Genomic DNA, 26,983 nt, shown 5'->3' on the forward strand with positions numbered 1-26,983 from the left:
CTGCCTCCCGCTCCTGCAATGCGGCATCGTGTGTGTGCGGTGATCGGCATCAGGCGGAGGGTCACTCCGCCGCGTCGACCGCCGGAACGCCCGGATCAGTGGGCAACTGTACCTTGTCGTCCTTCAGCTCGACATTCAGTCCGAGCGAGCGCATTTCCTTCACGAGAACGTTGAAGCTCTCCGGAATGCCCGCCTCGAACGTGTCGTCGCCGCGCACGATCGCCTCGTAGACCTTGGTGCGGCCGGCCACGTCGTCCGACTTGACCGTCAGCATCTCCTGCAGGGTGTAGGCGGCACCGTAAGCTTCCAGTGCCCACACCTCCATCTCGCCGAAGCGCTGGCCGCCGAACTGCGCCTTGCCACCCAGCGGCTGCTGGGTCACGAGCGAGTACGGGCCGATCGAACGGGCGTGGATCTTGTCGTCGACCAGGTGGTGGAGCTTCAGCATGTAGATGTAGCCCACAGTCACCTGACGGTCGAACTCCTCGCCGGTACGACCGTCATAGAGGGTCGACTGGCCGGATCCGTTGTAGCCCGCCTGCTCGAGCATGCTGACGATGTCCGGCTCGCGGGCACCGTCGAACACCGGGGTCGCGATCGGAACGCCGGTCTTCAGCTGCTCGGCCAGACGGATGACGGAAGCGTCATCGTAGTCCTTGACCGGCTCGCCCTTGAGGTTGTCGCCGAACACCTCGACGATCTCGCCCTTGAGCGCCTCGATCTTGCCCGAGCGCTTGTACTCCTCGTACAGCTCGCCGATCTTCCGGCCCATGCCTGCACAGGCCCAGCCGAGATGCGTCTCGAGGATCTGTCCGACGTTCATGCGGCTCGGCACGCCGAGCGGGTTCAGCACGATGTCGACATGGTCGCCATTGGCCAGGAACGGCATGTCCTCGATCGGGTTGATCTTCGACACCACGCCCTTGTTGCCGTGACGGCCGGCCATCTTGTCGCCCGGCTGGATCTTGCGCTTCACCGCGACGAAGACCTTCACCATCTTCATGACGCCCGGCGGCAGCTCGTCGCCACGCTGCAGCTTCTCCACCTTGTCGATGAAGCGCTGCTCGAGGCGCTTGCGGCTCTCGTCGTACTGACCGCGAAGTGCCTCGACCTCGCTCATCAGCTTCTCGTCCTCGACGGCGATCTGCCACCACTGCGAGCGCGGGAACTCGTTGAGGACGTCGCCAGTAACTTCGACGTTCTTCTTGAAGTGCTTCGGGCCGGCGACGGCGGTCTTGCCCAGCAGCATCTCGGCCAGACGGCCATAGACGTTGCGGTCCAGGATCGCCTGTTCGTCGTCGCGGTCCTTGGCCAGACGCTCGATCTCCTCGCGCTCGATCGCCATCGCGCGCTCGTCCTTCTCCACGCCATGGCGGTTGAAGACGCGCACTTCGACGACGGTACCGGTCACGCCCGGCGGCAGGCGCAGCGACGTGTCGCGCACGTCGGAGGCCTTCTCGCCGAAGATGGCGCGCAGAAGCTTCTCTTCCGGCGTCATCGGGCTCTCGCCCTTCGGCGTGATCTTGCCGACCAGGATGTCGCCCGGCTTCAGCTCGGCGCCGATATAGACGATGCCGGCCTCGTCGAGATTCTTCAGCGCCTCTTCCGAGACGTTGGGAATGTCGCGGGTGATTTCCTCCGGCCCGAGCTTCGTGTCGCGCGCCATCACCTCGAATTCCTCGATGTGAATGGAGGTGAACACGTCGTCGCGCACGATCCGCTCGGACAGCAGGATCGAGTCCTCGAAGTTGTAGCCGTTCCACGGCATGAACGCGACGCGCACGTTCCGGCCGAGGGCCAGGTCGCCCAGATCCGTCGACGGGCCGTCGGCGATGATGTCGCCCTTGCCGAGCACGTCGCCCACACGCACCAGCGGACGCTGGTTGATGCAGGTGTTCTGGTTGGACCGCTGGAACTTCATCAGCTGGTAGATGTCGACGCCGGACTTCGACGGATCGAGATCCTCGGTCGCCCGGATGACGATACGGGTCGCATCCACCTGGTCGACGACGCCCGAACGGCGCGCGGCAATCGCCGCACCCGAGTCGCGCGCCACCACCGGCTCCATGCCGGTGCCGACGAACGGCGCCTCGGCACGCACCAGCGGCACGGCCTGACGCATCATGTTCGAGCCCATCAGCGCGCGGTTGGCGTCGTCATTCTCCAGGAAGGGAATGAGCGAGGCGGCAACCGACACCAGCTGCTTCGGCGAGACGTCCATGAACTCGACGCGCTCGGGCGGGAGCAGCATGTTCTCGCCGGCATGGCGGCAGGTGATCAGGTCGGAGACGAAACGGCCGTCCTCGTCGATCTCGGCATTGGCCTGGGCGATGTGGTACTTCGCCTCTTCCATCGCCGAGAGGTAGACGGTCTCCGCCGTGACCTGGCCGTCCTTCACCTTGCGGTACGGGCTCTCGATGAAGCCGTACTTGTTGATGCGGGCGAAGGTCGCGAGCGAGTTGATCAGGCCGATGTTCGGGCCTTCCGGCGTCTCGATCGGGCAGATACGGCCGTAATGCGTCGGGTGCACGTCGCGCACCTCGAAGCCGGCGCGCTCGCGCGTCAGACCGCCCGGGCCAAGCGCCGAGAGGCGACGCTTGTGCGTGACCTCGGACAGCGGGTTGGTCTGGTCCATGAACTGCGACAGCTGCGAGGAACCGAAGAACTCGCGCACGGCGGCAGCCGCCGGCTTGGCGTTGATCAGGTCCTGCGGCATGACCGTGTCGATCTCGACCGACGACATGCGCTCCTTGATGGCGCGCTCCATGCGCAGCAGACCGACGCGGTACTGGTTCTCCATCAGCTCGCCGACCGAACGCACGCGGCGGTTGCCGAGATTGTCGATGTCGTCGATCTCGCCGCGGCCGTCGCGCAGTTCCAGCAGCTCGCGGATCACCGCAAGGATGTCTTCCTTGCGCAGCGTGCGGACGGTGTCCTCGCACTGCAGGTCGAGGCGCATGTTCATCTTCACGCGGCCGACGGCCGACAGGTCGTAGCGCTCCGAATCGAAGAACAGCGAGGCGAACATCGCCTCGGCAGTGTCGACGGTGGGCGGCTCGCCCGGGCGCATGACACGATAGATGTCGAACAGCGCATCCTCGCGCGTCTCGTTCTTGTCGACCGAGAGCGTGTTGCGGATATAGGCGCCGGTCGTCACGTGGTCGATATCGAGCACCGCGATCTCGTCGTAGCCGCGATCGAGCAGATCGCCGAGGATCTTCTCGTTGAGCTCGTCACCGGCCTCGGCATAGATCTCGCCCGTCGACGGGTCGACCATGTCCTCGGCCAGGTACTGGCCGTACAGGTCCTCGTCCTGAACCTTCAGGGCGGTGACGCCCTTGTCGGCCAGCTGGCGAACGGTCCGCGCGGTGATCTTGCGGCCGGCCTCGACCACGATCTCGCCGCTGTCGGCGTCGATCAGGTTGAAGGCGGCCTTGGTGCCCTTCAGGCGGTCGCCGTCAAACGCCACGCGCCAGGAGCCCGGCTCGTCGCGGGTGTACTCGATCCGCTTGTAGAACGTGTTGAGGATCTGCTCGCCGTCGAGGCCGAGGGCCTTCAGCAGCGAGGTGACCGGGATCTTGCGGCGACGGTCGATGCGCGCATGGACGATGTCCTTCGCGTCGAACTCGATGTCGAGCCACGACCCGCGATACGGGATGATGCGTGCCGCGAACAGCAGCTTGCCCGAGGAGTGGGTCTTGCCCTTGTCGTGGTCGAAGAACACGCCCGGGCTGCGGTGCATCTGCGAGACGATGACGCGCTCGGTGCCGTTCACCACGAAGGTGCCGTTGTCCGTCATGAAGGGCATGTCGCCCATGTAGACGTCCTGCTCCTTGATGTCCTTGACGGACTTCGCGCCGGTGTCCTCGTCGACATCGAACACGATCAGGCGCAGGGTCACCTTCAGCGGGGCGGCGAAGGTCATGCCGCGCTGGCGGCACTCCTCGACGTCATACTTCGGCGCCTCGAACTCGTAGGACACGAATTCCAGCAGCGCGGTGCCCGCGAAATCGGAGATCGGGAAGACGGAGCGGAAGACCGCCTCCAGTCCTTCTTCGCCCCGCCCGGTCTCGGGCTTGTCGACCTGAAGGAACTGGTCGTAGGACGCCTTCTGGACCTCGATGAGATTGGGCATCGCGGCGACTTCGCGGATCGATCCGTAGATCTTACGGACCCGCTTGCGACCGTTGAACGTGTGCGCCATTGTCGCTCCTCGTTTCGATCTGGTACGGCTCTCCGAAAAGCCGGTTCCGGCTCAACCGTCAGCGTGGCCCCCACGCATACGGCCCTTCGGACAGCCGCCCCTTCTTAGGGACTGATACCCCGGTCAGGATTTCCCGCCGGGGTTCGACAGACTTGAACTCCCGGCGCGAAACCGCGCCGGGAGTGTCCAGGCAAAAGCCTGATTACTTCAGCTCGACCTTGGCGCCGGCCTCTTCGAGCTTCTTCTTCAGCTCTTCGGCTTCGGCCTTGGAAACGGCTTCCTTGACGGTCTTCGGAGCGCCCTCGACCAGGTCCTTGGCCTCCTTCAGGCCCAGACCGGTGATCGCGCGCACTTCCTTGATGACGTTGATCTTCTTGTCGCCGGCATCGGCCAGGACAACGTCGAACTCCGTCTTCTCTTCCTCGGCCGGAGCGGCAGCAGCGCCACCGGCAGCAGCAGCGACGGCGACCGGAGCAGCGGCGGACACGCCCCACTTCTCCTCGAGCATCTTCGAAAGCTCCGCGGCCTCCATGACGGTGAGCGCGGACAGTTCCTCAACGATCTTTTCGAGATCAGCCATTTTCGTAAGTCCCTATGGTTCGAACCGTGATCGGTCTCGACAGTGTGTTTGTGGTCCGCCTTATGCGGCTTCGTCCTTCTTGGCATACGCGCCGAAGACGCGGGCGAGCTGCCCGGCCGGAGCGTTGACAACCTGGGCGATACGGGAAGCGGGGGTCTGGATCATGCCCACCAGCTTCGCGCGCAGCTCGTCGAGCGACGGCATCTCGGCAAGCGCCTTGACCCCGTCCGCATTCAGGTTCGTCGTGCCGAGCGCGCCACCCAGAACAACCAGGTTGTTCGAGGTCTTGGCGAAAGCAACCGTGGCCTTGGCGGCGGCAACCGGATCGTCCGAATAGGCGATGACGGTCGGGCCGGTAAACAGACCAGCGATATGCTCGAGCTCGGTGCCTTGAAGGGCAAGCTTCACAAGACGGTTCTTGGCGACCTTGACCGAGCCTCCAGCGGCGCGAACCTGCGACCGGAAGGTCGTCATTTCCGCAACCGAAAGGCCGGCGTAGTGCGCAACGACGACAACGCCGGTGTTCTTCAACACCTCGTTGAACGACGCGACGAACTCTCGCTTCTCCGCTCTTTCCACTTGCCTACTCCATTTGGCGGCTTGCGCCGCCGGTTTGTCTCTGCCGCCCTCCGGCGGTGCCTTGCGGAACCACCGGTGGACAACACCGAGGATCCTGCCCCCTCGCGAGCCATGACGGCGCGGCAAGGACAAACGGTTCGAACCGGTGCGGCCTGAGCCGCGAATTCGGTTCGCACCCGTCTATGCAGGCCCGTTGGGCTTAGACGACCCTGGCCGGAGCCAGACCCGCACCTGCAGTCTCGGACAGGACACCTGCCGTTCCCGGCAGATGATCCGCCCGGCGTTTCCGCCGGACGGAATTCGTGTTCGGCGGCGCGACGCGCGCCCCGCCTGCCTGACTGATCAGGCCGTAACCGTCGACGGGTCGACCTTCAGGCCCGGACCCATGGTCGAGCTGACGGCAACGCGCTTCAGGTAGGTACCCTTGGCGCCCGTCGGCTTGGCCTTGACCACAGCATCGACGATCGCCTTGATGTTCTCGCTCAGCTTGTCGGCCTCGAACGAGGTCTTGCCGACGCCGGCGTGAATGATGCCCGCCTTCTCGACGCGGAACTGCACGGCGCCGCCCTTGGCATCGCGCACTGCAGAGGCGACGTCCGGGGTCACGGTGCCGACCTTCGGGTTCGGCATCAAGCCGCGCGGGCCGAGAACCTTGCCGAGACGGCCGACGAGCGGCATCATGTCCGGCGTGGCGATGCAGCGATCGAAATCGATCTTGCCGCCCTGGACCTCGTTGACCAGCTCCTCGGCGCCGACGATGTCGGCACCGGCAGCCTTGGCCTCATCGGCCTTGTCGCCGCGGGCAAACACCGCGACGCGGACCGTCTTGCCCGTGCCGTTCGGCAGCACGCAGACGCCGCGGACCATCTGGTCGGCGTGACGCGGGTCGACACCGAGATTGATGGCGATTTCGACGGACTCGTCGAACTTGGCGGTTGCCCGCTCCTTGACCAGCGTCAGCGCCTCGTCGAGGGCGTAGAGCTTGTTGCGGTCGATGCCCTCGCGGGCAGACTTGATGCGCTTTCCAACCTTCGCCATCGTCTTACTCCGTGACCTCGAGACCCATGGACCGCGCCGAGCCCTCGACCATCAGCATGGCCGCCTCGACGTCGTTCGCGTTCAGGTCCTTCATCTTCGCTTCCGCGATCTCGCGGACCTGGTCACGGGTGACCTTGCCGACGAAGCCGCCCTTGCCCGGGGTCTTCGAACCCGACTTCAGGCCCGAGGCCTTCTTCAGGAAGAAGGCGACCGGAGCCGTCTTCACCTGGAAGGTGAAGGAGCGGTCGGAGTAATAGGTGATCACGGTCGGGCACGGGGTGCCCTTCTCGATATCCTGGGTCTGCGCGTTGAACGCCTTGCAGAACTCCATGATGTTGAGGCCGCGCTGACCAAGCGCCGGACCGATCGGCGGCGACGGGGTCGCGGAGCCGGCCGGCACCTGCAGCTTGATGTAACCTTCGATTTTCTTCGCCATTCGTATCTCCAACTGGCGCTGCCGGATAACCGGCGTCTTCAGATCAGGTGGTGCAGCCGCAACGCGTCCGGCGAATGGAGCGCGTCAGACCTCCCACCAGGGAGCGGGGAACGTCCCCGTCAACCCGCCTTTCGGCGGAAACCGGCGACAGATCGCCGGCAACTGCCCCGCCCGCCGATGGTAAACGGCGAACGCGGCAAACGGCCCGGAATGCCGAACGGCAAGTCCCGGACCGTAAAAAATCAGAGCTTCTCGACCTGACCGTATTCCAGCTCGACCGGGGTCGCGCGACCGAAGATCGACACCGCGACCTTGAGGCGGGCCCGCTCGTCGTCCACTTCCTCGACAAGGCCGGAGAAAGAGGCGAACGGACCGTCCGAGACGCGAACCTGCTCGCCGATCTCGAAGCTGATGGACGGCTTCGGGCGCTCCACGCCTTCCTGCACCTGGTGCAGGATGCGCATCGCCTCGGAATCCGAAATCGGCACAGGCTTCTGATCCGCGCCCAGGAACCCGGTGACCTTCGGCGTGTTCTTGATCAGGTGGAATGCCTCATTGGTCATTTCCATCTTGACCAGCACGTAGCCCGGGAAGAACTTGCGCTCGGCGTCGACCTTGCGGCCACGCCGCACTTCCACGACCTTTTCCGTCGGAACGAGAATCTCTTCGAAAAGATCCTCAAGCCCCTGCTGCTGCGCTTTTTCCCGAATCGCGTCCGCCACCTTCTTCTCGAAATTCGAGTAGGCGTGGACGATATACCAACGCTTGGCCATAATCCCTCAAGCCGATTGTGTACCGGACTCCGCTCAGTTGCCGAGACCCAGGAGCAAGCCGATACCCTGACCCATCAGCCAGTCGGCGAGCAAAAAGAAGATGGCGGCGAGGAACACCATGATGAACACCATGACGGTGGTCACAGCGGTCTCCCTGCGCGTAGGCCACGTCACCTTCGACGTTTCCTTGCGAACTTCGTCGATGAACGTGAAAGGATTCGATTTCGCCATTCAACTGCCGGTCTTTTCACGACACACAGGCGCGCGGAATCATCCACGCGCCTTGGTCGAAAGCTCTAATTAAGGCCTAATGGCCCGTCGATCAAGAGCAAAGGTGGCAGGGGCGGAGGGACTCGAACCCCCGGCCCTCGGTTTTGGAGACCGATGCTCTACCAACTGAGCTACACCCCTAGACCTTTCGCGACCTGACTTAGATAACTTTCCCCGCCGCTTCAAGCGCGAAATGCACCTTCCGGCAAATTATTCACATCCTTGCAGTTTTTCGCCCCGCCCGACCGGGCTCGCCGGGAGTAGGAAACAAAAAAAGGCGCCGCCCGGAGGCGACGCCCTTGAACCCAGGACGGAACGGATCACCCGTTCCGCCATGTTGGTTACTTGATGATGGAGGCGACGACGCCGGCGCCGACGGTACGGCCGCCCTCGCGGATAGCGAAGCGCAGACCCTCTTCCATCGCGATCGGCACGATCAGCTCAACCTCGACCGACACGTTGTCGCCCGGCATCACCATCTCCGTGCCTTCCGGCAGCGTCACCACGCCCGTCACGTCCGTCGTGCGGAAGTAGAACTGCGGACGGTAGTTGGTGAAGAACGGAGTATGGCGACCACCCTCTTCCTTCGTCAGGATGTAGGCCTCGGCCTTGAACTTCGTGTGCGGCGTCACCGAACCCGGCTTGCAAAGAACCTGGCCGCGCTCCACGTCCTCGCGGCCGACGCCGCGGATCAGAGCACCGATGTTGTCGCCGGCCTGGCCCTGGTCCAGAAGCTTGCGGAACATCTCGACGCCGGTAACCGTCGTCTTCTTGGTGTCGCGGATGCCGACGATCTCGACTTCCTCGCCGACCTTCACGATGCCGCGCTCGACGCGGCCGGTCACCACCGTGCCGCGGCCCGAGATCGAGAACACGTCCTCGATCGGCATCAGGAACGGCATGTCGACCGGACGCTCCGGCGTCGGGATGTAGTCGTCGACCGCAGCCATCAGCTCGCGGATCTTCGTCTCGCCGATCGCCTCGTCGCGGCCCTCAAGGGCGGCAAGAGCCGAACCGGCAACGATCGGAATGTCGTCGCCCGGGAACTCGTAGGACGAAAGCAGCTCGCGCACTTCCATCTCGACCAGCTCGAGCAGCTCCGCGTCGTCGACCTGGTCGACCTTGTTCAGGAACACCACCAGAGCCGGAACGCCGACCTGACGGGCCAGAAGGATGTGCTCGCGGGTCTGCGGCATCGGGCCGTCGGCCGCCGAGCAGACCAGGATCGCGCCGTCCATCTGCGCCGCACCCGTGATCATGTTCTTCACGTAGTCGGCGTGACCCGGGCAGTCCACGTGGGCGTAGTGACGCGCTTCCGTCTCGTACTCAACGTGAGCCGTCGAGATCGTGATGCCGCGTGCACGCTCCTCGGGAGCCGCGTCGATCATGTCGTACGCCTTGAACTCGCCGAAGAACTTCGTGATCGCCGCCGTCAGCGTCGTCTTGCCATGGTCGACGTGGCCGATCGTGCCAATGTTCACGTGCGGCTTCGTCCGCTCAAACTTTGCTTTCGCCATCGGCGTCGCTCTCTGTTAACTTGCGGTTAAGTCCATCATTTCGATCAAGACCCGACCGCCCCAGGGCGGTGGATGCTAAGCAGGGCATGCGCGTTTGTCGTAAAGCCTGGTCAGGAGCAGCAGCGTCACTCGAAAAGTGGAGCGGGTGAAGGGAATCGAACCCTCGTCATCAGCTTGGAAGGCTGCTGCTCTACCATTGAGCTACACCCGCCGCCTGCCGCAAGGGGGGATGGTGGAGGAGGTTGGATTCGAACCAACGTAGGCCAAGCCAACGGATTTACAGTCCGTCCCCTTTAACCACTCGGGCACTCCTCCGTTTCACCGCCCTGTCGCCGAAGCATCCTGGATGGCTTCACGAAAACGCCCCGCGAAACAATCGCGAGGCCGCTCCCGTGGCGCGTGTTATGTAGAACCGGCATGGGGGTGTCAACACCCATTTATAGCCTTTGGACACAAAAACGACCGCCCGTCCGGCAGCGGTTTCTCCTTGCCGGCGGATCACCTTGCGGATAATCGCTCGCTCATGACACGACCCGACACACCGGCCGGCCCGTCCGGCACCTCCACCAGCTCCGAAGACACCGGCGCTCCCACGCCTGCGCGTTCCCGCAGCAAGCCCCCGCATGGATCAGGAGGCGGCCAACGGGATTACAAGGACGGCAAAGGCCGGGGCGCCAAGGGCGGCTTCAGAAAGGGCGGCGGCAAGCAGTCGGTTCAGGGCGCCGCGCATGAAGGCGAGGGACGCCGTCCGTTCGCCAGGGTGCGCCCGCGCTCGTCGCGCGAGGAAGACGCAGCAGAGGGGCCGGTCCTCCTCTATGGCCTCCATACGATCGAGGCGGCGTTCCGCAATTCCGACCGCCGCCGCCACCGGCTGCTGGCGACCGAGAACGCCCAGCGCCGCCTGACCGAGCGCGGAATTTCCTTCGACGTTCCTGTGGAAACCGTCAATCCGCGGCAGCTCGACCACCTCGTCGGGCGTGACGCGGTGCACCAGGGCGCCGTCCTGGAAGCCGATCCCCTGCCCGCCTTCGGTCCGCGCGACCTTGCCAGGGCCCGGCTCGTGCTGGCGCTCGATCAGGTGACCGACCCGCATAATGTCGGGGCGATTCTGCGCTCCGCCGTGGCGCTTGCCGCCGATGCGGTGGTGACGACCGAGCGGCACGCCCCGGAAGAAGGCTCCGTGCTGGCGAAATCCGCCTCCGGCGCGCTCGACATGGTCCGCCATGTGCGCGTGAAGAACATGGCGCGCTTCGTTACCGAGATGCGCGAGGCCGGCTTCCAGGCCGTCGCCCTCGACAGCGAGGGGCCGGCGCGTCTGGAAGAGACGGACCTCGGCGACAAGGTGCTGCTGGTGCTCGGTTCGGAAGGAAAAGGCGTGCGCCAGGGCGTGCGCGAGGCGTGCGACGCCCTCGCCCGGCTCGACATGCCCGGCGCCATCGCCTCGCTCAACGTCTCCAATGCGGCGGTGCTGGCCCTTTACGTCACTCGGGGGAAAATGGGCCTGTAAGCCCATTTTCCGCTCCAGCGAGTCCGACGCCCTCCGAAAAACTACCGTCCTGACAATTTGTGCGTTAATTCTTGACTCAATAACTCAAGTTAAATATTTGCCAGCTTCAGGCGCTTGAGCGCCCTAGCCAGCTTTTGCGCGAGCCACCCTCTCTTCCCCCCAACTCACAACAATCTTTGAGGGCCCCATCGTGCAAAATGCAAAGAAGCGCGCCGCGATCAGCGGCGTCGCAACGATCGTGCTTGCCCTGCCGGCAGCCTCCTTCGCCCAGTCGCAGGCACCCGCCGTCTCTCCCGCGACATTGGCCGACGAACAGGCGCGAGCCGCCGCGAGCACCCAGGCGTCCGACAGCCCCGCGACCGACAAGCCGGCGCAAGCCACGAGCCTCAGAAGGCTCATCATTCCCTTCTACGAGTTTTTTGGCGCGCGCAGCCCGGCGGATGTCGGCACGACGACCCTCGACAAGGACGCCTTCACCATACGCACCGACGGCAGCGGCGATGCCAACTCCGCGCTGCGGGGCCTGCCGAACGTCCAGTACCAGGACGAAACCGATACCGACGCGGGCATCGACGGCCAGAAGATTCTCGACACTCGGCCCGAGCTTCTCTCCATCTCGGGCGGACGCACCTACGAAAACAATTTCATCGTCAACGGCATCCCGACCAACACGGTCACCGGGTCGGTCGAGCGCTATGGCAACTCGGAGCTGGCCAGCGACACCAATACGCCCAATGCAGACCGATTCTACGGCCTGCATCCCCAGACGATCTTCGTGCCATCCGATTTTGTGGACAGCGTGACCGTCGTCGACAGCAATGCCTCCGCCCGCTACGGCAACTTCCAGGGCGGCGTCGTTTCCTACGAACTGAACAAGCCCAATACGGAACGCTGGACAGGCACGGCGAGCGTCGAAGTCGAAAGCGACAAGTTCGTCAGCTACAACATCGCGACGACCGACGGCACCAATCCGCTCGATCGCAAGCCGCCCGAGTTCACCAAGATCAAGTCATCGCTTTCGCTGAGCGGGCCAATCAACGAAATTTTCTCGATGATTGCACAGTACAGCAGGACCGATGCAACCACCAAGAAGCAGAAAGACTACATCTATTATTCCGGAGATATCCGGGAAGATTCCCTGAATAACTTCTTCAGGCTCCAACTCGACGCCAGAACGGACTACGGACTGTTCTCGCTGGAGGGAATGGTCACCGACTATACGCAAGGCTACGAAAGCCCGAACTGGCGCGACATGCATGTCGACGTCTCCACCCGGACCTATGCCGGCAAGCTCGAGCATTCCTACACGTTCGACAACGTCGAAACGCCGCTCGGCCAGATTCTCGGCCTGACGCTCGACACCAAGGCCGTCGTCTCCCACTCCTCGACGCGGAACCAGACGAACAGCGACACCGCCCGCGTTTACCAGATCAGGGAAGGCACCAGAACCGCCAGCCAATGGACGTCGAGCGATCCGGACATCCTCTCCTGGTGCCGGCTCGACCCGACCACGACAACGAATGTCATCTGCTACGAAGGCGGATATGGCGCGAACAAGGTCCAGGAACAGACGCAGTATCTCTTCGGCCAGAACGTCACGGGATCCATCTGGGCCGGCACATTCGAGGCCGGCTTCGACCTGACCCACACGAACGCCCGCCGCGCGCGCGAAAGCGACTTCACCTACTACACCTCGGTGAACACGCTCTGGGATGCCCGCTCCCTCGGGCTCAGCCAGTTCACCTGCCTGGGCAGCGAGGCCTGCGGCCCAGATCAGTATGCCGACAAAAAGTCGATCTGGGCGGCTTTCGACAACACGACGGCCCTCAACTCGGCGGATGCCTGGCTGCAACTCGAGCAGACCTTCGGCTGGCTGACCGTCCGGCCGGGTGTGCGCCTCCAGGTCGACGACTACCAGAAGAACGTCAACATCGCGCCGCGCATCGCCGCGACGATCACGCCCATCGAAAGGATCGAGCTCTCCGCCGGCTTCAACCGCTACTACGCCGGCGAAAGCCTTGCCTATGCCATCCGTGACAATCAACCCCGCGGGCAGTCCTACATCCGCAGCCATGACGGCAGCGGCAATGTCACCGACGAATGGACGATGCGCGCGCCCACCGGCGTCTATGGCAACAGGGCCTCGGACCTGCGAACCCCCTTCACGGACGAATGGGTGGCCGGCATCAAGGTCATCGATCCGCTCGTGGATGGTGCGTTCCGCCTTCGCTATGTCAACCGCGCGATGAAAGACCAGTACGCGAGGGCGAATCTCGGCAGCAATGTCTGGGAACTGACCAACTCCGGCACCGGGGCCTACGAATCCGCCACTGCGGAATATGCCAAGACCTGGCACGTGGAGCGGTTCCGCTTCCTCGATCAGCTGACGCTGACCGCGTCCTTCACGTGGTCCGCGCAGGAGCTCTCCCCGGACAGCTACTTCTATGACGAGGACGATCTTCTCGACCGGATTCTCTACAATGGTCAGTCCTATTCGGTCGCGGGCTTCTCCGTGGTGACCGGAAACATGGACATTCCCATGCGCGCCCAGCTCGCGATGATGACGAGCTGGTACGAAGGCAGGTTCAATCTGGGCTTCGCGGCCAACTACAACTTCCCCTTCACCGGCGTCGAGGACACGGGGCGCACGCAGGTGTTCGAAGGCGTTCGCCACGACGTCTGGGAGGACAAGGATTTCGACGGGACACTCACCGTCGACCTGCACTCCAACCTTGTCCTTCTGCGCGACGGGCACAGGAGCGTCCGCCTCAACCTGGTCGCCAACAACCTCTTCAACGAAATCGGCAACGCGACGGCCAACAACAGCAATCCCTTCATCAAAGGGCGGAGCTTCTGGCTCGGCCTCAGCACCACGTTCTGAAGAAGAGCCATGCCCTTCTTCCGCTTCTTCGTGCTTCTATGGGGCCTGTGCATCGCCGTTGTCCTTCTCATGCCGGGCCTGCTCCTACACGAGCGCTGGCAGCGAGCCGGCGACAACAGGCTCGCCTCGACCTTTCCTTCCCATCCGGACGAAGGAGATTTCGAGGCGTTGCGCCGGGCCTATGCGCGTCCGCCGTCGGAGTGGCCTGAGGCCCTGGTCGAACCGGAGGTCGCCTTCGTCGAACTGGGCCCGCTCGAGCAGCGCCCGACCCCGGAGGGTGTCGAACTCCGGAAGGCCCGCCTCGGGCGCAGGCTGTTCGAGGATCCGTTGCTGTCCGCTTCCGGGCACTTTTCCTGCCAATCCTGCCACAATCGGCAGCTTGGCTGGGGCGACGGACTCAGGGTCTCGGTCGGCCACGGACGACAGGAGGGGCGGCGCAACGCCCCTTCGCTCTTCGGGGCAGCCTATCGCGACGCGTTCTTCTGGGACGGGCGGGCGGCAACCCTCGAGCAGCAGGCCGCCGGCCCCCTGCTGAACCCCGTCGAGATGGCCAATGAAGATCTGGCTCAGGTGGTGGACCGCCTTCGTGCAAGACCGGACTATGTCCGCGCCTTTGGCCAGGTCTACGGCGAAACGCCCATCGCCTTTTCGCACGTCGCCGAGGCATTAGCCGCGTTCCAGCGCACGCTGGAACGCGGGACGCGATTCGACCGCTTCGCCGCAGGACTGCCCGTCCGCTTTTCCGATGAGGAGCTTTGGGGTCTCAATCTCTTCCGCGGCAAGGCAGGCTGCGCCAATTGCCACTTCGGCCCGCTGCTGACCGACCAGAAGATGCACAATCTGGGGCTCACCTTCTTTCGCCGCCGGCTGCAGGATCTCGGCCGGTACGAGGAGACGGGCGATCCTCAGGATGTCGGCCTGTTCCGTACGCCGCCCTTGCGCCATGTGCGGCTGACCGCGCCCTACATGCACAACGGGATCATGCCCCGTCTCGCAAACGTCATCGCCTTCTATATTCAAGGCGGTGGCCGCATCCGGCCGCGCAACGAAGCGGAAGCAGCCGACCCGCTCTGGCCCCATGCAGCCCGCACCTCGCCGCTGCTCAAGCGCCTCGATCTGGAGCAGGCGGAGATCGAGGCTCTGATCGCGTTCCTGGAGAGCTTGTGACCAGCCGGCGTGGCCTCATGCACAACACGTTCGTTTTTGAGCAAAGCAGCATTCGAAACGGATGCACGCCTGCGAAAGGTGTGCTAAACGCCGCTCCGATGCCGGTATAGCTCAGCTGGTAGAGCACCTGATTTGTAATCAGGGGGTCACGGGTTCGAATCCTGTTGCCGGCACCACCATTTCCCATTTGTGCGTCAATCACTTGCGAGGAAACGCGAGGGAGAACGCAAGCGGAACATGAGACATTTTGAGACCTGCGCAAGGTCTCACGTGAGACTTATGTTCCACCGCTGTTCGCATCCGCCCTCATTGCGGGGGCTTCGAAAGCAGGGTGACCAGCGCGTCGAGCCGCCGCGTCGTCTCCTTGCCCTGCTCGCGAATATCGGTGCGCAACTCGCCCACGGACTTGTCGAGGCGCTGAATGTGGCCGTCGAGATCCGAGCGGTGCACCATGTCCTCGCGCACGCGATTGATCCGGTCGTGCAGCTTCTCGTCCCCGTCCTGGATCATCCGGGCCAGCTGCCGGTCGCGGGCGATGATGCCGCCGATCATCGTGACCAGGGCGATCACTGCGCCCACCATCCACGACACGTCGTTTGCCGTCACGCCCCGCACCTCCGGCGATAGTTGGCGTCGTTGTTCCGCACGCGCTCGGCGCCCGGCCGGTCGGCGCGGATCAGAGCGACAAAGCCGGCCGGCGACAGGTCATTGGCCGTGAAGCCCCCGCAGCTGCTCACAGGCGCCGCCGTCTGGCAGCTCGCCACCGCCGCGAACGTAATCGCGACACAGCTCATAATCCGTAAGCTTGCGAATGCGCGCATCGTCCCTGTTCCTTTCCCGCCACGCGGCGACCTCATCCTGTACCTCTTGCGCCACCCGCGCCTCGTAGCCCCCTTGCCGGACGTCCCGCAGGGTCCACAGCAGCGCGCCGACCCCGAGCAAGGCAGCGAGTGCTGCAATCGCGTAAGGCGAGCCCAGCAGGCTCCCGGCGAGTTTTGCCAGCATCAACGCTTCCTCCCCCGCACCAGGCGCCACACGCCGAAGCCGAGACCGGCCAGCGCCAGCAGCACCAGGAACGAGCCGAGCCAGTACGGCCAGGCCGCGACGGGCACCGGTTCGGCATCGACAGTCGGGGCAGAGGGTTTCGGCCGCGGCGCGGCAACGCCCGGCAGGCTCACCGGGCCGTCCAGCCCTTCGAGGCAGATCCGCATTTCCTCGGCTCGCCGGTTGACCAGGCCCTTGACCACGCGGCCGCCGGCGCGGTTCCAGCGCGGGAGCTGGCGGCAGGCGCCCTCCAGATCTCCGGCATTAGCCAGCTTCACCAGCGTCGACCCGCAAAAGGCTTTGGCGCCGATGTTGTAGGCGAGGCTGACAAACGAGATGTAGGGGCCGTCAGGGATCGTGTCCGGCGCCTTCAGGCACTTGCGGATTTCCTGCTCGAATTCTACCAGGCCGTCGCCCAGCATCTCAGCGCATTCTTCCCGCGTGTAGCTGTCGCCCATGCGCACGCCGCGCGTCTCGCCGTAGCAGACCGTCGGCACACCGACGATGTCGCGATAGGCGGTGAGGCGAAGCCCTTCGAACGGCCCGACGACGCCGACGGCCGTCAGGCCGAGCGCGGTGAGAACTCCGGCAATCTTAAGCCGCGTCTTCATGGACAAGCTCCTTCTGGACGAGCAGGCGGGCAACGAAGGCGCCGGCCGAGGCGAGGCCGGCCAGGATGCCGAGCAGGCCCGGCGGCAGCACGCCGCCCATCCAGGGCAGCGCCACCTCCAGCACGGTGAGGACGAGAGCAAGGACGATCAGCCGCACGCTCCAGGCATGCCGCAGGATCTTTCGCCAGTGGGGGAGAAGGCGGATCATGAGAAGAATGCCGCCCCGAACCTGATGGTGCCGCCGGAGCGGTTCTCCACTTGGATGTAGCCGTTCGCCCCGGACAGGCTGATTGTCACCTTTCCGTCCGTGCCGGTTGTGCCGGTGAGGGCCGACGTGCTTACCGCGAACAACGTGCCCGGCTGCGACAGCACCTTGATGTCGGCAAAGGGACTGGCGACGTTCTGCACGTAGTTGAAGAACCCGCTGGCATTGATGTTGGCATTGGCCCACAGGGCCAGAATGCCGGCGCGCTGCGTGCTCGCAGCGTTCAGGTAAGCCGGCGGGATCGGGATGACGGCCACCTGGTCGTCTTCGACGTAATACGGCGTGTCGTCATGCGACGAAAACGAGATCGCCGACAGCCCGCTTGTCGCCCAGGCGCGGTTCGGCTGTTTGCCATAGAAGCTCGGCGCCGGCCCGGTAATGTTGAGGCGACAGGTATAGTCGTGCTCGACGATCGTGCGGGCGATCGTCGCGTCGTTGACGTCCGATGTCAGGTGCACCGTGCCCAGCGTCACGCACGCCCACACGTTGCTGTTCGACACATACATCAGTTTCTGGTTCTCGATCAGCGCGCCCAGCACGCTATGGATCGTCACGCCTGAGGCAACGCCATCGAGATAGATGCGATGCGGATCGGTCACCTGGCTTTCGGTGGCGAACTGCTCGATCTGCGCGATCAGCGGATTGATCACCGCCGCGCACTGCGCCAGCTCGCTGCCATAGGCCGAGGCGTAGGTCCCGCTCGCGAGCATGCCGTGCCCATGGGCCTTGAGGCCGCTGGCCTTGAAATGCGTGCCCTGGATGGCGAAGGCGAGCCCGGCGAAGCTTTCCACCCGCACGTCCCGAAACGCCATGTCGTTCATGTCGCCCTGCGCCTGGGTGTCGTTCACGCACATGAAGGCCGGCGCGAAATAGACGGTCTGGTCGGTGATCTCGACGTCGGCCGACACGCTCAGGGTCGCCTGATTTGGCGCCGGAACGCCCGTGATCTCGGCGATCAACGGCGCCTTGGTGCCCAGGATGCTGTTCTTGCCGTTCCGGATCAGCACCGTCAGGCCGATATGCTCATCGTTCAGCGTGTCGGTGTCGAGCGTCAGCGTGTTGCCGGCGGCCGACATGCTGCCGCGCACGCCCTCGTGCCAGCCATAGGCGTTCTCGTAGGCGTCCAGGAGAACTTCGGAAACGGTGATCGACGTCGGCGAATTCACCGTCTGGATGAAATGACGGCCAGCACGGCCCGTCGTTTGCACCGCGAAGAACCAGGTGTTCTCGTCGCTCGCGTCGAAGTGATTGGCGCTGGCGGTGATGGTGGTGCCGCCGGCGGTGCCGTCGAAGGTCACTCCGTCCGGCACCTCCTTGCGCGGCCGGAAATGCCCGCCGCCCCAGATCTGCACGTTGGAGAAGACGCCGTTCCAGCCGCCGGTGAAGTGGGCGGCGGCGTTGCTGTAGTCGCTGACCAGCATGACGTTTTCGAGCTGCGGCGACTCCGCCATCCGCATCTCGATGCACTTCGGCTTGATGCCGACGAGCGAGCTGTTCGCGCGGACGGTAAGGTTTTTGAGCACCAGGCCCCCGCAGCGCAGCGCGTCGGGTCGTGTTCCCTTGATGATCGCTTTGGCTGCGCCGAGGAAGCGGCCGAGGATGGTCGACTGGTACATGCCGGCGCCCTCGATGCCGACACGGCGCCAATTGGCGTCCGTCGACAGGTCCAGCTCGTCGTCGACCACATAGACCCCGGCGCGGATCCGCACCATGCCGCCGTTGGCCAGCCCCTTGCAATAGTTCAGCGCGGCCTGGAAGGCAGCCCGGTTGCGGCTGGCATGGATCGCCAGCCCGCTGGCGATGCCGGCCCAGAACTCCACCCAGGGATCGCCGGTGAACAGCCGCACGAAGCCGCCGGGAAGACCGTCGGAATAACGGATCACGATGCCGCCATCATGCGGCAGCATCAGATCGGGCCAGGAGAGAAAGCGCCCGCCGCGCCCGTCCTCGACCACGGTTATCGTCTCGCCCTCGCCGACGAGGCCGCGGTTCAGTTCCTGCAGCTCGTCGACTGTGTCGAACCGCTTTTCCAGCGCGGGGTACTCGGGCAACGTGTCGATGGCCTGGGCAACGGTCGGGTTGCCGTCGGCATCGAAGGCCATCAACTTCGCCTTGCGGTCGGCCAGTGCCGGCAGCTGGCCGATGGTCTCGCCCTCGGGCGTCAGCATAGCCCGCAGCAGCTTGGCCTGTGCGTCGTCGCTGTCGCGATCCTGTTCCTGCTGGATGATCCGGTTGCGGTCCAGCTCGTTGTCCAGCGTCTTGCTGTTGAACACGCCGGCCTGCACCACCGACGAGGTACGGTCGAGCACCGCTTCGCCGCGAATGCGGATCTTGTCGCCGACGGCCGCGCCGGTGGTCAGCGTCACGGCGCCGCCCGACGGATTGCCGGCCCCGGTCAGGGTGTAATCGGCTGCCTCCACCAGCAGCTCGTAAGGCCCGCCGGCGGCAAGCCGATGGTAGACCTTGACGTCGGCGGTCTGCTGGAACGGAAAATCGGCCGCAAAGACCGTCTGGCCGGCCGTCGCCGTGTAGTTGCGCTCGCGCGTGTCGACCGGGATCGGAAAGGCTTGGCTCATCGGGCACCCCTTGGCAGGTAACCCGAGCTTCGCCGCCCGGCGGTCCGGTCAACCGTTCGGCAACACCGCCGGGCGCGGCGCCTTCGGTCGCTTCACGCCGTCCAGCTCCAGGCCTTCGCTTTCCACGTCGATCACCAGGTCGAAGAGATCGGCTTGCGTGCCGTCCTGCAGCAGGCGCTGGCGAAGCTCCGGCCAGGAGCGCCCGACCGCCTCCGCCCGCCACACCTTCTTGTCGGCAAAGAGCGAACTGAGCGTCGACAGCAGCGCCGGATCGATGGCGTCAAGCTCGCGATAGAAGCCTTGCTCGTCGATGGGCTTGCGCTGCGCCCAGCCGGGTTCGCCCACAGTCACCAGCGCGTTGCGGGCAATGGCCATGGCGAGGGTGCCGAGCACGTCGTCGGCGGCCGTGCGTGCCGCGGCCGAGACCTGCTGCGGGTTGCCGTCGGCATCGAGCAGCTTGCCGGCCGCCATTTCCCGCCGCATCGTACCGATGGCCTGGACGGCGTTTCGGGCACGCACCAGCGGATGCAGCCGCTTCACGTCGGCCTTGTGCGTGGACAGGGCGATATAGACCTTGCCCTGCTCGTTCTGCCGGGCGTAGTAATCGGCCCGCTCGGCCGCACCCAACTGGCGATAGCTTTGCGCCTTGCCTTCCAGCACGCCGGTGCGCGACCCCATCAACTCCCAGAATTGCGTCGTCGACTGCGCGCCCTTGCTTGCATCCTTGATGAAGCGGCGCAGGATCGGCGCGTCGTCCCACCCGGTGGCCGGCGCGTCGGGTTGCGCCATGTCGTAGAGCGCCAGTGCCGAGCGCCCCCAGCTGGCCAGGTGGTTCATGATCAGATGGTCGATCACGGCCGGCGACATGTCGAAGGCCTTGCCCAGCTGCCGCGACAGCGCCGAGTTGCGCGCCGTGTACTGCAGGAACGGTTCCATGCCGCGGAGATGCTCCGGCACGATGTCGGCGCCGGTGAACAGGTTGGTGTTCGTTCGCAGCTCGAAATAGCTCTTTATGGCGGGATTACCCTCCAGCAGCGACGGCGGCGCCAGCGAGAAATGCAGGTTGTCGAGCCATCGGCCGAGCGCGGTCGGGTCCTTTTCCACCATGGCATCGAACGCCGCTTCCGCCAGGTTGAGCACGACGCCGAATTCGAACGGCTTGGGGATCGCCACCCACTTCTCGCCGGCCTTGATCGTCCAGTGGGTCGACTTCGTGTAGTCGGAAATCTCGTCGTGGTCCTCATGGCGGCGCATGAGGGCATAGAGCGAGATCGTCGCGGTGGCGGCCGCCGCCACCCGCGCCCAGGCCTTCACCGCCTCGCCCATCTCCGCGTCGTCGCTGGCGCGCTTGGCATGGCCGAGCGCCCGGCGGGCCAGCGGCGCGATCATGTGACGGGCCGTCTTGTCGGTTCCCTGCAGGGCGGCATTCAGGAACGGGATCACCCGGGAGAGCGCCGCCATGCCGGAGCCGCGCCGGTCGAAATCCATGTAGTCGCGGGCGCGCCAGCTTGCTTCCAGCGCCGCCTCCATGTCGTCGAGACCCCGCGCCTTCGCCTCCTGGTGGAACGTGCGGAACAGGCCGAGACGGGATGCGGTCTCGGCGATCTCGACGGTCTCCAGCACGCCGCGAAACGATGTCAGCCGCTGCGCTGCCCAGCCCTTGCGGGCAAGGCGGGAAATGTCCCGCTGTGCGCGCACGCGCGACAGGCTGGCCGTCTCCTGCCCGCCGGTGATGCCGCCGACGCGGGCGTAGCGCTTGGCCACCTGCGACCCTACGATGTCGTCGGCCGCACCGCGCAGCGAGGCACCGACGCGGCGCAGCGGCCGGCCGTAATAGATCCAGGCCATCGTCTGGTCGCGGATGAAGTTGGCGCCGATGAAGTCGAGGCTTGTGGTGATGCCGAGGCGGAGCACGCGCGCGGGCATGGCCACCAGCTCCACCCAGAAATTACGCTCCTGCTGCGACATGGAGGTAAGCGCCCGGTACATGTCGCGGCCGAATGCGCCATCGGCGAGCCGCAGCGCCCGCAGGTCTCCCCCATCGCGGAAGAACACGATGGGCTCGCCCTTCTCGCTGATCATCGCCGGACGGAAGATCGCCGCCTTCTCGTCGCCGATCGCGCCCTCGATGGCGTCTCGCAGCGTGACGATGTCGGGGCCCGAAAGGCCCGCGTTGCGGGCGGCGTTTTCCACCGCCTCGATCGGGTCCACCATCGTGGCGGTGAGCTGGGTGACGGGGATTTCTTCGGCAATGCGCGAGCCGCCGAGCCCGGCCGTCTTCGCCAGCCGGTCGAGCGCCTTGACGACGTCGTTCCGGGCGATCGTCATGGCGGTCTCGTAGGCATCCGCCGCCAGGCTTTCCAGCGGGTTGATGACGTCGCGCTTGGAGCCCTGGAACCGCCGGGCCACGCCGAACTTGAGATCCTTGGTGCGGCGAGGCTTGCCGGCCGGCATCTTCTCGTCGGCGGCGCTGGTGAAGTCGCGCAGACCCGGCACATAGTCGGCGATCTGCAGGCCTTCCTCGTAGACCCGCGTGGTGATCAGGCCCGCGTCGAGCTTCTTCTTCCACAGCGCCAGGTTCCACTGGTAGATCTTCTCGGCCGCGCTCGCGAAGGTCGGGTTCGCCGCCGCAAGCTCTGCCACGTTGGTCTGGTGGTCGCCGAGCGTCAGCTTGTCGGGCGCGCGCGGGATCTTGCCTTCCAGGAAGCGCTGCCACTCGCCGAGCGCCCGACGCGACCAGAGGTAGGAGCCGAAGTCCAGCACCTTCGCATCGTCCCAGCCGGAAAGGGCATTGGGCTTGCCCGTCGCCTCGACGATGGCATCGCGCAAGGAGGGGGTCTCCGGGTTGAGCCCGCGATACGGCGCCACCCCGTACATGATGTCCATATGGCCGGCGGAGAATGCGCCCCGGCTCATGCGGGCAAGCTTGTAGGCATCGGCCCCCACGTTGATGATCAGATCCTTTCCCGTGTTCGCCTTGTGCAGGTCGGTGAGATAGGACACAGCCCGCGACAGCGGGTTCAGCTCGTCGAGGAAGAACGAGTAGAGCCGGCCGAGCACATCGGTGATCGTGTTGCCCACGCCCTGCTCCCGCAGCGCCTTGCGCGCCTCGTCCAGCCCGCTTTTCTGCCGCGCGGAAACGATGGTCGAGGAGACGGCCACAGTGGACGGCGCCCGGATGAAGGCGTCGTAGGCTTCCGTTGCCGCATCGATGGCCGCCTTGATCTTCGGCTCCGCGCTCAGCAGCTTGTCGAACTCCGGCCCGAGCCCCGCAAAATTCTCCATCACGTAAGCGCGGTTGGTGATCCACAGGCGGAAGAACTCGGCAAAGCCTTCGTAGTCGCGTTTCTGCTTCTGATCGTAGTCGAGCAGACGCAGCGCCTTCGAGTTCTTCTTGATCCACTGCTTTACGAGCGGCACCTTGGCGTCGACATGGTGCCCGTATTCGTGCGTCAGGGTGTCGAAGTCGTCGAGCGAGCGCACCCGCACCGCGCCGGAGCGGGTGTAGAACAGGCCGAGCGCCTTGGCGTTCGACATGCGCCCCTGGCGCGTCGCGCCGACGCCCAACTGCCGCGCCAGTTCCTCGGCCGTCTCGCGCACCCGGGCCACCGGCCCGGCCGACGGATCGGCGCCGGTGCCATCCTCGGCACGGGCGCGGTTGCCCTTCCGCAGCAACAGGGAGGCCCGCGTCGGCTCCACTCCGAGGAATTCCTGCCCCGCCGTGCGGGCCTGGGGCGTGTCGGTCGCCTTGCCCTTGCGCCCTGCCCCGCGCGCCGGCCGGGAGGCCGACGGCGGCACGGGCTCCTCGCCCAGCCTCGCCATGACAGCCTGTTCGGACAAGGTCTCGCCGAGCGGGCGGCGCACGCTGTCGAGATCGGCAATGAAGGCGAGCCGGTCCTCGGAAATCGGCTGGGCCCCGGAAAATTGCGCCCGCAGGTCCTCGATGCTGGCAGCCAGTTCCGCGATCCGTGCGTTCCGCTCCCTGACGGAATAGCCCCGTTTTGCCTCCGTACCGGCATCCACGCGGCCGGCAAAGGTTCCGTCGGGCAAAACCTCGTCGAGCACGAAGGAACCGTCCTGTGCCTTGGCGGCCGTCTTCTTGAGCGACTTCAGCTGCTCGATCTCGCGGGACGCCCGCTCGATGTCCTGTGCGATCAGCGACCGTGCCCGGGTCTCGACGGACCCGGTTTCGAGCACTTGCCGCGCCACATCGTCGGGCATCGCGTTGAGATCGTAATTGTAGCCGGCCGCAATCTCGTCGATCCCGGCGGCCGGCGCCGCATCCGGCCGCGCCGGCGGCGCATCGGGGGCCGCCGTGGGCGCATCGGGGGGCGCATCGGGCGCAGCGGGCGCGGCATCAGGAGCGGCCGGAGGCGCATCGGGGGCCTGTTCGCCTGGCGCGTCGGCCGACGGTCGCTCCGCACTCGCCGCCGGCTCGTCGAACTGGTCGAACGGATTGGTCGCCTCCGCATCCCCGCCCGCACGCGCGGCACGGCGATCGCGCGCCACCTCGATGCCGCGCGCGACCGCGCCGCCGGCACCGCCGATCACGCCGCCGAGCGCCGTGCCGGCCAGCAGCTGGACAGGGTCGAACCCGTCACGGAAACCGGCACCCTGCTCGATCCCCTGAATGGCCGTGTCCGTAACCGCGTTGACGGCGGCACCGTCGACGGCGCCGGCAAAGACCCGCGCCCACAGCCCTGTGAGCCCCGTCTTGCCCGTGGCCACCAGGCGCGCGCCGAGGCCCACCGGCACGAAGTTCTCGACGCTGGCCGCGGTGCCCGCCACCTGGCCGCCGAGCGCCGCGGCGCCTTCCATGAACCCGGACCACTCCGGAAAGGCGGAAAGCTGCTCGTCGAAGCGGCCACGATCGGAGGCACGGGCGTCGGAACTGGCATCGCGCACGGCGCCGGCCACCGTGTTGAGACGGTAGCCGGCCTCGAAGTTCAGCCGGAACCGCTCGGCAAGGCCGGGCGGCGGCGCCTCGCGCAGGACATCGTCGTCCTCGCCGTCGAACTGGTCGAAAATGTTACTCATCGGGGATAAAACCCTCGCCCTCGTCGTCGACGAACTCCACGCCGCCCTCGACGCGGCGCCGATACGGGTCTTCGCGCCGCTGGCTGAGGACGCGCTCGGAAGCGCCGGTCCCGTATTTGCGGTCGAACTGTTCGGCAAGCTCCGGCTGGCTCAGCAGCAGCTGCACAGCCTTCTGGGGCGGCAGCGCCAGCGCTTCGGCCTTGCCTGTGCCGGCGCGCTCGGCCGCTGCCGTCTCGTCCAGCACCGCCCCTTGCCTTTGATCCGCCGGCCGAGGAGCATCGCCGCGGCTCATCCGCGAAAACAGGCTGGCGCCATAGGTGGCCATACGCTTGTCCACCCCCTGCACCTCCAGCACCTGGCGCAGCACCGCGTCGGCATGACGCCCATAGGCGCCCTGCACCTGGCCGACGAGGTCATGCATCGCCTTCGCCTGTGCCTTCGGATCGCCGGCACGGATCACGGCGGCAGCCAGGTTGCCGGCCTCGGCCAATGTCAGCGGCTGCCGTGCCATCTCCGGCATCTGCAGCGCTTCTTGCGCGGCCAGCCGCGCATCCACCACGGCCAGCAGGCTTTCCGGGTTGTCGGGCGAGGCCTCGGCCGCCAGGTCGGCAACCGCCGGGAACGCTTGTTCCACGGCAAGCGCCGGGTCGCGCTCGCGCAGCTTCAGGACCTCGCGGGCCCGCTTCTCGGCGGCAGCTTGTACCGCCTCCGCATCGACGAAACCGGGCGCGCCGGGTGCCGGCTCCAACGCCGCCAGGCGCCGTTCGATGTCCTCGGCCGGAAGTCCCTCAATGCCGGACACAGCATCGAATACCCACCCGGCCAGCTCGCGCTTGGCGGTCCACGCCGCATGCTCTTCCGGAGTGAGCGCTGCCGCGATCGTATCGGGATCGGTGCCGGCGGAAGCGAAGTCGACAGGCTTGCCCGTCGCCTCGATCGACGACACGTCGTCCTCCAGCAGACGCCGGATACGCGCCTTTTCGATGCGCGCCGCCCCGTCCTTCGCATTGGCCTCGGCGCGAGCGTCCCGATACAGCGTCTGCGACAGCGACTTCACCGTGGCGAAGGGCAGCTTCGCGAGCGGCCCCTCGCCGGTCTGCCAGTCCTCCAGCAGCGACAGGGCGAACTGCTCCTTCTCGCCCGGGGTCGCCAGATTGTCGAACACGCCCTGCACGCGCGCGGACGCGGCCACCCGCGCCATCCTTGCCTTGCGCTCGGACCCTTGTGCGGGCGTCAGCGTCCCCGCCTCCACCGCCGCGTCGACAGCGCGCGAAGATCGCTCCAGCTGGTCGGCAAGGATGCGGTCGCCTTCCGGATTGGCGCCGAGCGCATAGGCCTGCCGCTCCAGATCCAGCCCCCGCGCGGCCAGACCGTCGGAAACGGCCGCCTGCTCCTCCGCCTTGAGCCGCTGTTCGTGCTTGGCGGCCACGTTCATCGCATAGGCGCGCGAGCGGCCGGCAAAGGCGCGTTCGAAGGCTTCTCGCGCCTCCGGGTCGGCAAGGGAGCCGTCCTGCAGGTAGTAATCGTGGATCTCGCGCATCCGGCCGGCGAAGGCGGCCGGATCGTCGCCAAGCTCCTGGAACGCATTGGCAAGGTCGGTGGAAAGCCCCTCCTCGACACGCCAGGAATAGGCTCGCATCGCCGCCGCGTCGAAAGCCTCGCCGCGCATGGTTCCGTCGCGGCGCAGCTGCAGCGGCTGGTCGGACAGCTGCGGCAGGGTGGAGCGCACCGTCACGGCACCGCCGCCATTGGCGCGGGACAGCCATTTGCCGGCGAAGTCGCGCGCGAGCATCGTCTCGCTGCCGCCGTTCAGCAGCACCTTGTCCCGGCCGAGCACGTCCACCGCCCGCGCGTTCGGGTTGGCCAGCAGCTTCGCCGCCCCGCCCGCCCCCTGCTGGTGGGCAAGATACAGCTCGGCCGCGCTCGGCTCGCGCCCCAGCTCCTTGCGCAGATGCGCCGCGTTGTCGCGCGCCAGCCGCGCCGCCGCGTCGGAGGCTTGGGCCGGGTCGTAGCGGTCGGCCAGCCCGTATTGCGCCGCGGTGCCGTCGACGAACTGGAACAGCCCGCCGGCCGAGCTGCGCGGGTTCTTTGCGCCCGGCTGGAACGAGCTTTCGATCTCGGCGATCTTCAGCATCGCCGCCGGGTCGACGCCGTATTTCTGCGCTGCCGCGACGATCGTGTCGCGGATCGCGGCCGGCGCGTTGACCTGGGCGCGGCTCGGCGGCCCGCGCCGTTCCTCGGAAATCGTTTCGGCCGCGCGCGCCTGCAGGTAACCGGCCGCACCGCGATCGCCGGCGGAAAGGCCGGCCATGGCGCCCTCGCGGACTGCGGCCTGGTCGGCCAGCGTCTTCAAGCGCGAGGACAGCGAGCCGGCCACACTGGCCAGCGCCCTCGCGCCGCCGCCGGTATCGACGGCAAAATCAGGCACGCCGCCGATCTGCGCACGGCCGGTGAACTCGCCGAAGCGGCCCGGATCGCGGGAACTGCGGTTCGCCATG

At 65.9% G+C, this 26,983-nt stretch carries 18 protein-coding genes and 4 tRNA genes; 4 read left to right on the top strand and 18 right to left on the bottom strand.

What is annotated here, in order from left to right; genetic code table 11:
• Positions 1-61 precede the first annotated feature (61 nt).
• From rpoB to GH266_RS04900, 11 genes are all read right to left on the bottom strand, one after another.
• Positions 62-4,204, bottom strand: a complete 4,143-nt coding sequence (gene rpoB / locus GH266_RS04850) for a DNA-directed RNA polymerase subunit beta (protein ID WP_158192891.1) — start codon at positions 4,202-4,204, stop codon at positions 62-64.
• A gap of 202 nt (positions 4,205-4,406) precedes the next feature.
• Entirely contained in the window at positions 4,407-4,784 is a 378-nt protein-coding gene (gene rplL / locus GH266_RS04855; RefSeq protein WP_158192892.1) for a 50S ribosomal protein L7/L12, read from the bottom strand.
• A gap of 60 nt (positions 4,785-4,844) precedes the next feature.
• Positions 4,845-5,363, bottom strand: a complete 519-nt coding sequence (rplJ, locus tag GH266_RS04860) for a 50S ribosomal protein L10 (RefSeq protein WP_158192893.1) — start codon at positions 5,361-5,363, stop codon at positions 4,845-4,847.
• A 342-nt stretch (positions 5,364-5,705) separates the two neighbouring features.
• A complete protein-coding gene (gene rplA, locus GH266_RS04865; protein WP_158192894.1) occupies positions 5,706-6,401 on the bottom strand; it encodes a 50S ribosomal protein L1 in 696 nt (231 codons plus the stop codon).
• A gap of 4 nt (positions 6,402-6,405) precedes the next feature.
• The gene (rplK, locus tag GH266_RS04870; protein ID WP_158192895.1) at positions 6,406-6,837 is read right to left on the bottom strand and encodes a 50S ribosomal protein L11; all 432 of its coding nucleotides are present in this window, start codon (positions 6,835-6,837) and stop codon (positions 6,406-6,408) included.
• A gap of 242 nt (positions 6,838-7,079) precedes the next feature.
• Positions 7,080-7,610, bottom strand: a complete 531-nt coding sequence (gene nusG / locus GH266_RS04875; protein WP_158192896.1) for a transcription termination/antitermination protein NusG — start codon at positions 7,608-7,610, stop codon at positions 7,080-7,082.
• Positions 7,611-7,643: 33 nt separating this feature from the next.
• Positions 7,644-7,841, bottom strand: coding sequence for a preprotein translocase subunit SecE (gene secE, locus GH266_RS04880; protein WP_067216551.1), 198 nt, complete (start codon positions 7,839-7,841; stop codon positions 7,644-7,646).
• Between the two features lie 104 nt (positions 7,842-7,945).
• A tRNA-Trp gene (locus GH266_RS04885) sits at positions 7,946-8,021 on the bottom strand.
• Positions 8,022-8,221: 200 nt separating this feature from the next.
• Complete coding sequence (gene tuf, locus GH266_RS04890) at positions 8,222-9,397, bottom strand: elongation factor Tu (RefSeq protein ID WP_158192886.1); 1,176 nt, start codon at positions 9,395-9,397, stop codon at positions 8,222-8,224.
• Between the two features lie 137 nt (positions 9,398-9,534).
• Positions 9,535-9,608 (bottom strand) — tRNA-Gly (locus tag GH266_RS04895).
• A 19-nt stretch (positions 9,609-9,627) separates the two neighbouring features.
• A tRNA-Tyr gene (locus tag GH266_RS04900) sits at positions 9,628-9,712 on the bottom strand.
• Between the two features lie 208 nt (positions 9,713-9,920).
• On the opposite strand from GH266_RS04900, the gene GH266_RS04905 reads away from it, so the two are divergent.
• The 4 genes from GH266_RS04905 to GH266_RS04920 all read left to right on the top strand — a co-directional run bounded on the left by GH266_RS04905 (position 9,921) and on the right by GH266_RS04920 (position 15,128).
• Positions 9,921-10,904, top strand: coding sequence for a TrmH family RNA methyltransferase (locus GH266_RS04905; protein WP_158192897.1), 984 nt, complete (start codon positions 9,921-9,923; stop codon positions 10,902-10,904).
• 190 nt (positions 10,905-11,094) lie between these two features.
• Positions 11,095-13,785 (top strand): TonB-dependent receptor, encoded by a 2,691-nt coding sequence (locus tag GH266_RS04910; RefSeq protein ID WP_158192898.1) that lies wholly within the window; start codon positions 11,095-11,097, stop codon positions 13,783-13,785.
• Positions 13,786-13,794: 9 nt separating this feature from the next.
• Positions 13,795-14,952 (top strand): cytochrome-c peroxidase, encoded by a 1,158-nt coding sequence (locus GH266_RS04915; RefSeq protein ID WP_158192899.1) that lies wholly within the window; start codon positions 13,795-13,797, stop codon positions 14,950-14,952.
• A 100-nt stretch (positions 14,953-15,052) separates the two neighbouring features.
• Positions 15,053-15,128, top strand: a tRNA-Thr gene (locus tag GH266_RS04920).
• 130 nt (positions 15,129-15,258) lie between these two features.
• Here the strand turns inward: GH266_RS04920 and GH266_RS04925 are convergent.
• From GH266_RS04925 to GH266_RS04955, 7 genes are all read right to left on the bottom strand, one after another.
• The gene (locus tag GH266_RS04925; RefSeq protein ID WP_158192900.1) at positions 15,259-15,558 is read right to left on the bottom strand and encodes a hypothetical protein; all 300 of its coding nucleotides are present in this window, start codon (positions 15,556-15,558) and stop codon (positions 15,259-15,261) included.
• A 99-nt stretch (positions 15,559-15,657) separates the two neighbouring features.
• The gene (locus GH266_RS04930) at positions 15,658-15,957 is read right to left on the bottom strand and encodes a hypothetical protein (RefSeq protein ID WP_158192901.1); all 300 of its coding nucleotides are present in this window, start codon (positions 15,955-15,957) and stop codon (positions 15,658-15,660) included.
• Positions 15,957-16,607 (bottom strand): lysozyme, encoded by a 651-nt coding sequence (locus tag GH266_RS04935; RefSeq protein WP_158192902.1) that lies wholly within the window; start codon positions 16,605-16,607, stop codon positions 15,957-15,959. The genes GH266_RS04930 and GH266_RS04935 overlap by 1 nt, the downstream gene beginning before the upstream one ends.
• Positions 16,591-16,815 carry a DUF7940 domain-containing protein gene (locus GH266_RS04940; RefSeq protein ID WP_158192903.1) on the bottom strand — a complete coding sequence of 75 codons (225 nt, stop codon included), beginning with the start codon at positions 16,813-16,815 and terminating at the stop codon, positions 16,591-16,593. The genes GH266_RS04935 and GH266_RS04940 overlap by 17 nt, the downstream gene beginning before the upstream one ends.
• The gene (locus tag GH266_RS04945) at positions 16,812-19,448 is read right to left on the bottom strand and encodes a hypothetical protein (protein ID WP_158192904.1); all 2,637 of its coding nucleotides are present in this window, start codon (positions 19,446-19,448) and stop codon (positions 16,812-16,814) included. The genes GH266_RS04940 and GH266_RS04945 overlap by 4 nt, the downstream gene beginning before the upstream one ends.
• A gap of 48 nt (positions 19,449-19,496) precedes the next feature.
• Positions 19,497-24,485: an LPD38 domain-containing protein gene (locus tag GH266_RS04950; RefSeq protein ID WP_158192905.1), complete on the bottom strand. Its 4,989-nt coding sequence runs from the start codon at positions 24,483-24,485 to the stop codon at positions 19,497-19,499.
• Positions 24,478-26,982, bottom strand: a complete 2,505-nt coding sequence (locus GH266_RS04955) for a transglycosylase SLT domain-containing protein (protein WP_199270443.1) — start codon at positions 26,980-26,982, stop codon at positions 24,478-24,480. Before GH266_RS04955 ends, GH266_RS04950 begins: the two co-directional genes overlap by 8 nt.
• Between the last annotated feature and the right edge of the window lies 1 nt (position 26,983).

The organism is Stappia indica (genome assembly GCF_009789575.1).
In the GTDB taxonomy this organism is placed as follows: Bacteria; Pseudomonadota; Alphaproteobacteria; order Rhizobiales; family Stappiaceae; genus Stappia; species Stappia indica_A.

Bases quoted from the DNA above. Each gene is read 5' to 3' on its own strand.
- GH266_RS04940 (WP_158192903.1), bottom strand. From the start codon at position 16,815: ATGATCCGCCTTCTCCCCCACTGGCGAAAGATCCTGCGGCATGCCTGG.
- nusG (WP_158192896.1), bottom strand. From the start codon at position 7,610: ATGGCCAAGCGTTGGTATATCGTCCACGCCTACTCGAATTTCGAGAAG.
- rpoB (WP_158192891.1), bottom strand. From the start codon at position 4,204: ATGGCGCACACGTTCAACGGTCGCAAGCGGGTCCGTAAGATCTACGGA.
- GH266_RS04915 (WP_158192899.1), top strand. From the start codon at position 13,795: ATGCCCTTCTTCCGCTTCTTCGTGCTTCTATGGGGCCTGTGCATCGCC.
- rplA (WP_158192894.1), bottom strand. From the start codon at position 6,401: ATGGCGAAGGTTGGAAAGCGCATCAAGTCTGCCCGCGAGGGCATCGAC.
- GH266_RS04905 (WP_158192897.1), top strand. From the start codon at position 9,921: ATGACACGACCCGACACACCGGCCGGCCCGTCCGGCACCTCCACCAGC.
- GH266_RS04930 (WP_158192901.1), bottom strand. From the start codon at position 15,957: ATGCTGGCAAAACTCGCCGGGAGCCTGCTGGGCTCGCCTTACGCGATT.
- rplL (WP_158192892.1), bottom strand. From the start codon at position 4,784: ATGGCTGATCTCGAAAAGATCGTTGAGGAACTGTCCGCGCTCACCGTC.
- GH266_RS04950 (WP_158192905.1), bottom strand. From the start codon at position 24,485: ATGAGTAACATTTTCGACCAGTTCGACGGCGAGGACGACGATGTCCTG.
- tuf (WP_158192886.1), bottom strand. From the start codon at position 9,397: ATGGCGAAAGCAAAGTTTGAGCGGACGAAGCCGCACGTGAACATTGGC.
- secE (WP_067216551.1), bottom strand. From the start codon at position 7,841: ATGGCGAAATCGAATCCTTTCACGTTCATCGACGAAGTTCGCAAGGAA.
- GH266_RS04945 (WP_158192904.1), bottom strand. From the start codon at position 19,448: ATGAGCCAAGCCTTTCCGATCCCGGTCGACACGCGCGAGCGCAACTAC.
- GH266_RS04935 (WP_158192902.1), bottom strand. From the start codon at position 16,607: ATGAAGACGCGGCTTAAGATTGCCGGAGTTCTCACCGCGCTCGGCCTG.
- rplK (WP_158192895.1), bottom strand. From the start codon at position 6,837: ATGGCGAAGAAAATCGAAGGTTACATCAAGCTGCAGGTGCCGGCCGGC.
- GH266_RS04955 (WP_199270443.1), bottom strand. From the start codon at position 26,982: ATGGCGAACCGCAGTTCCCGCGATCCGGGCCGCTTCGGCGAGTTCACC.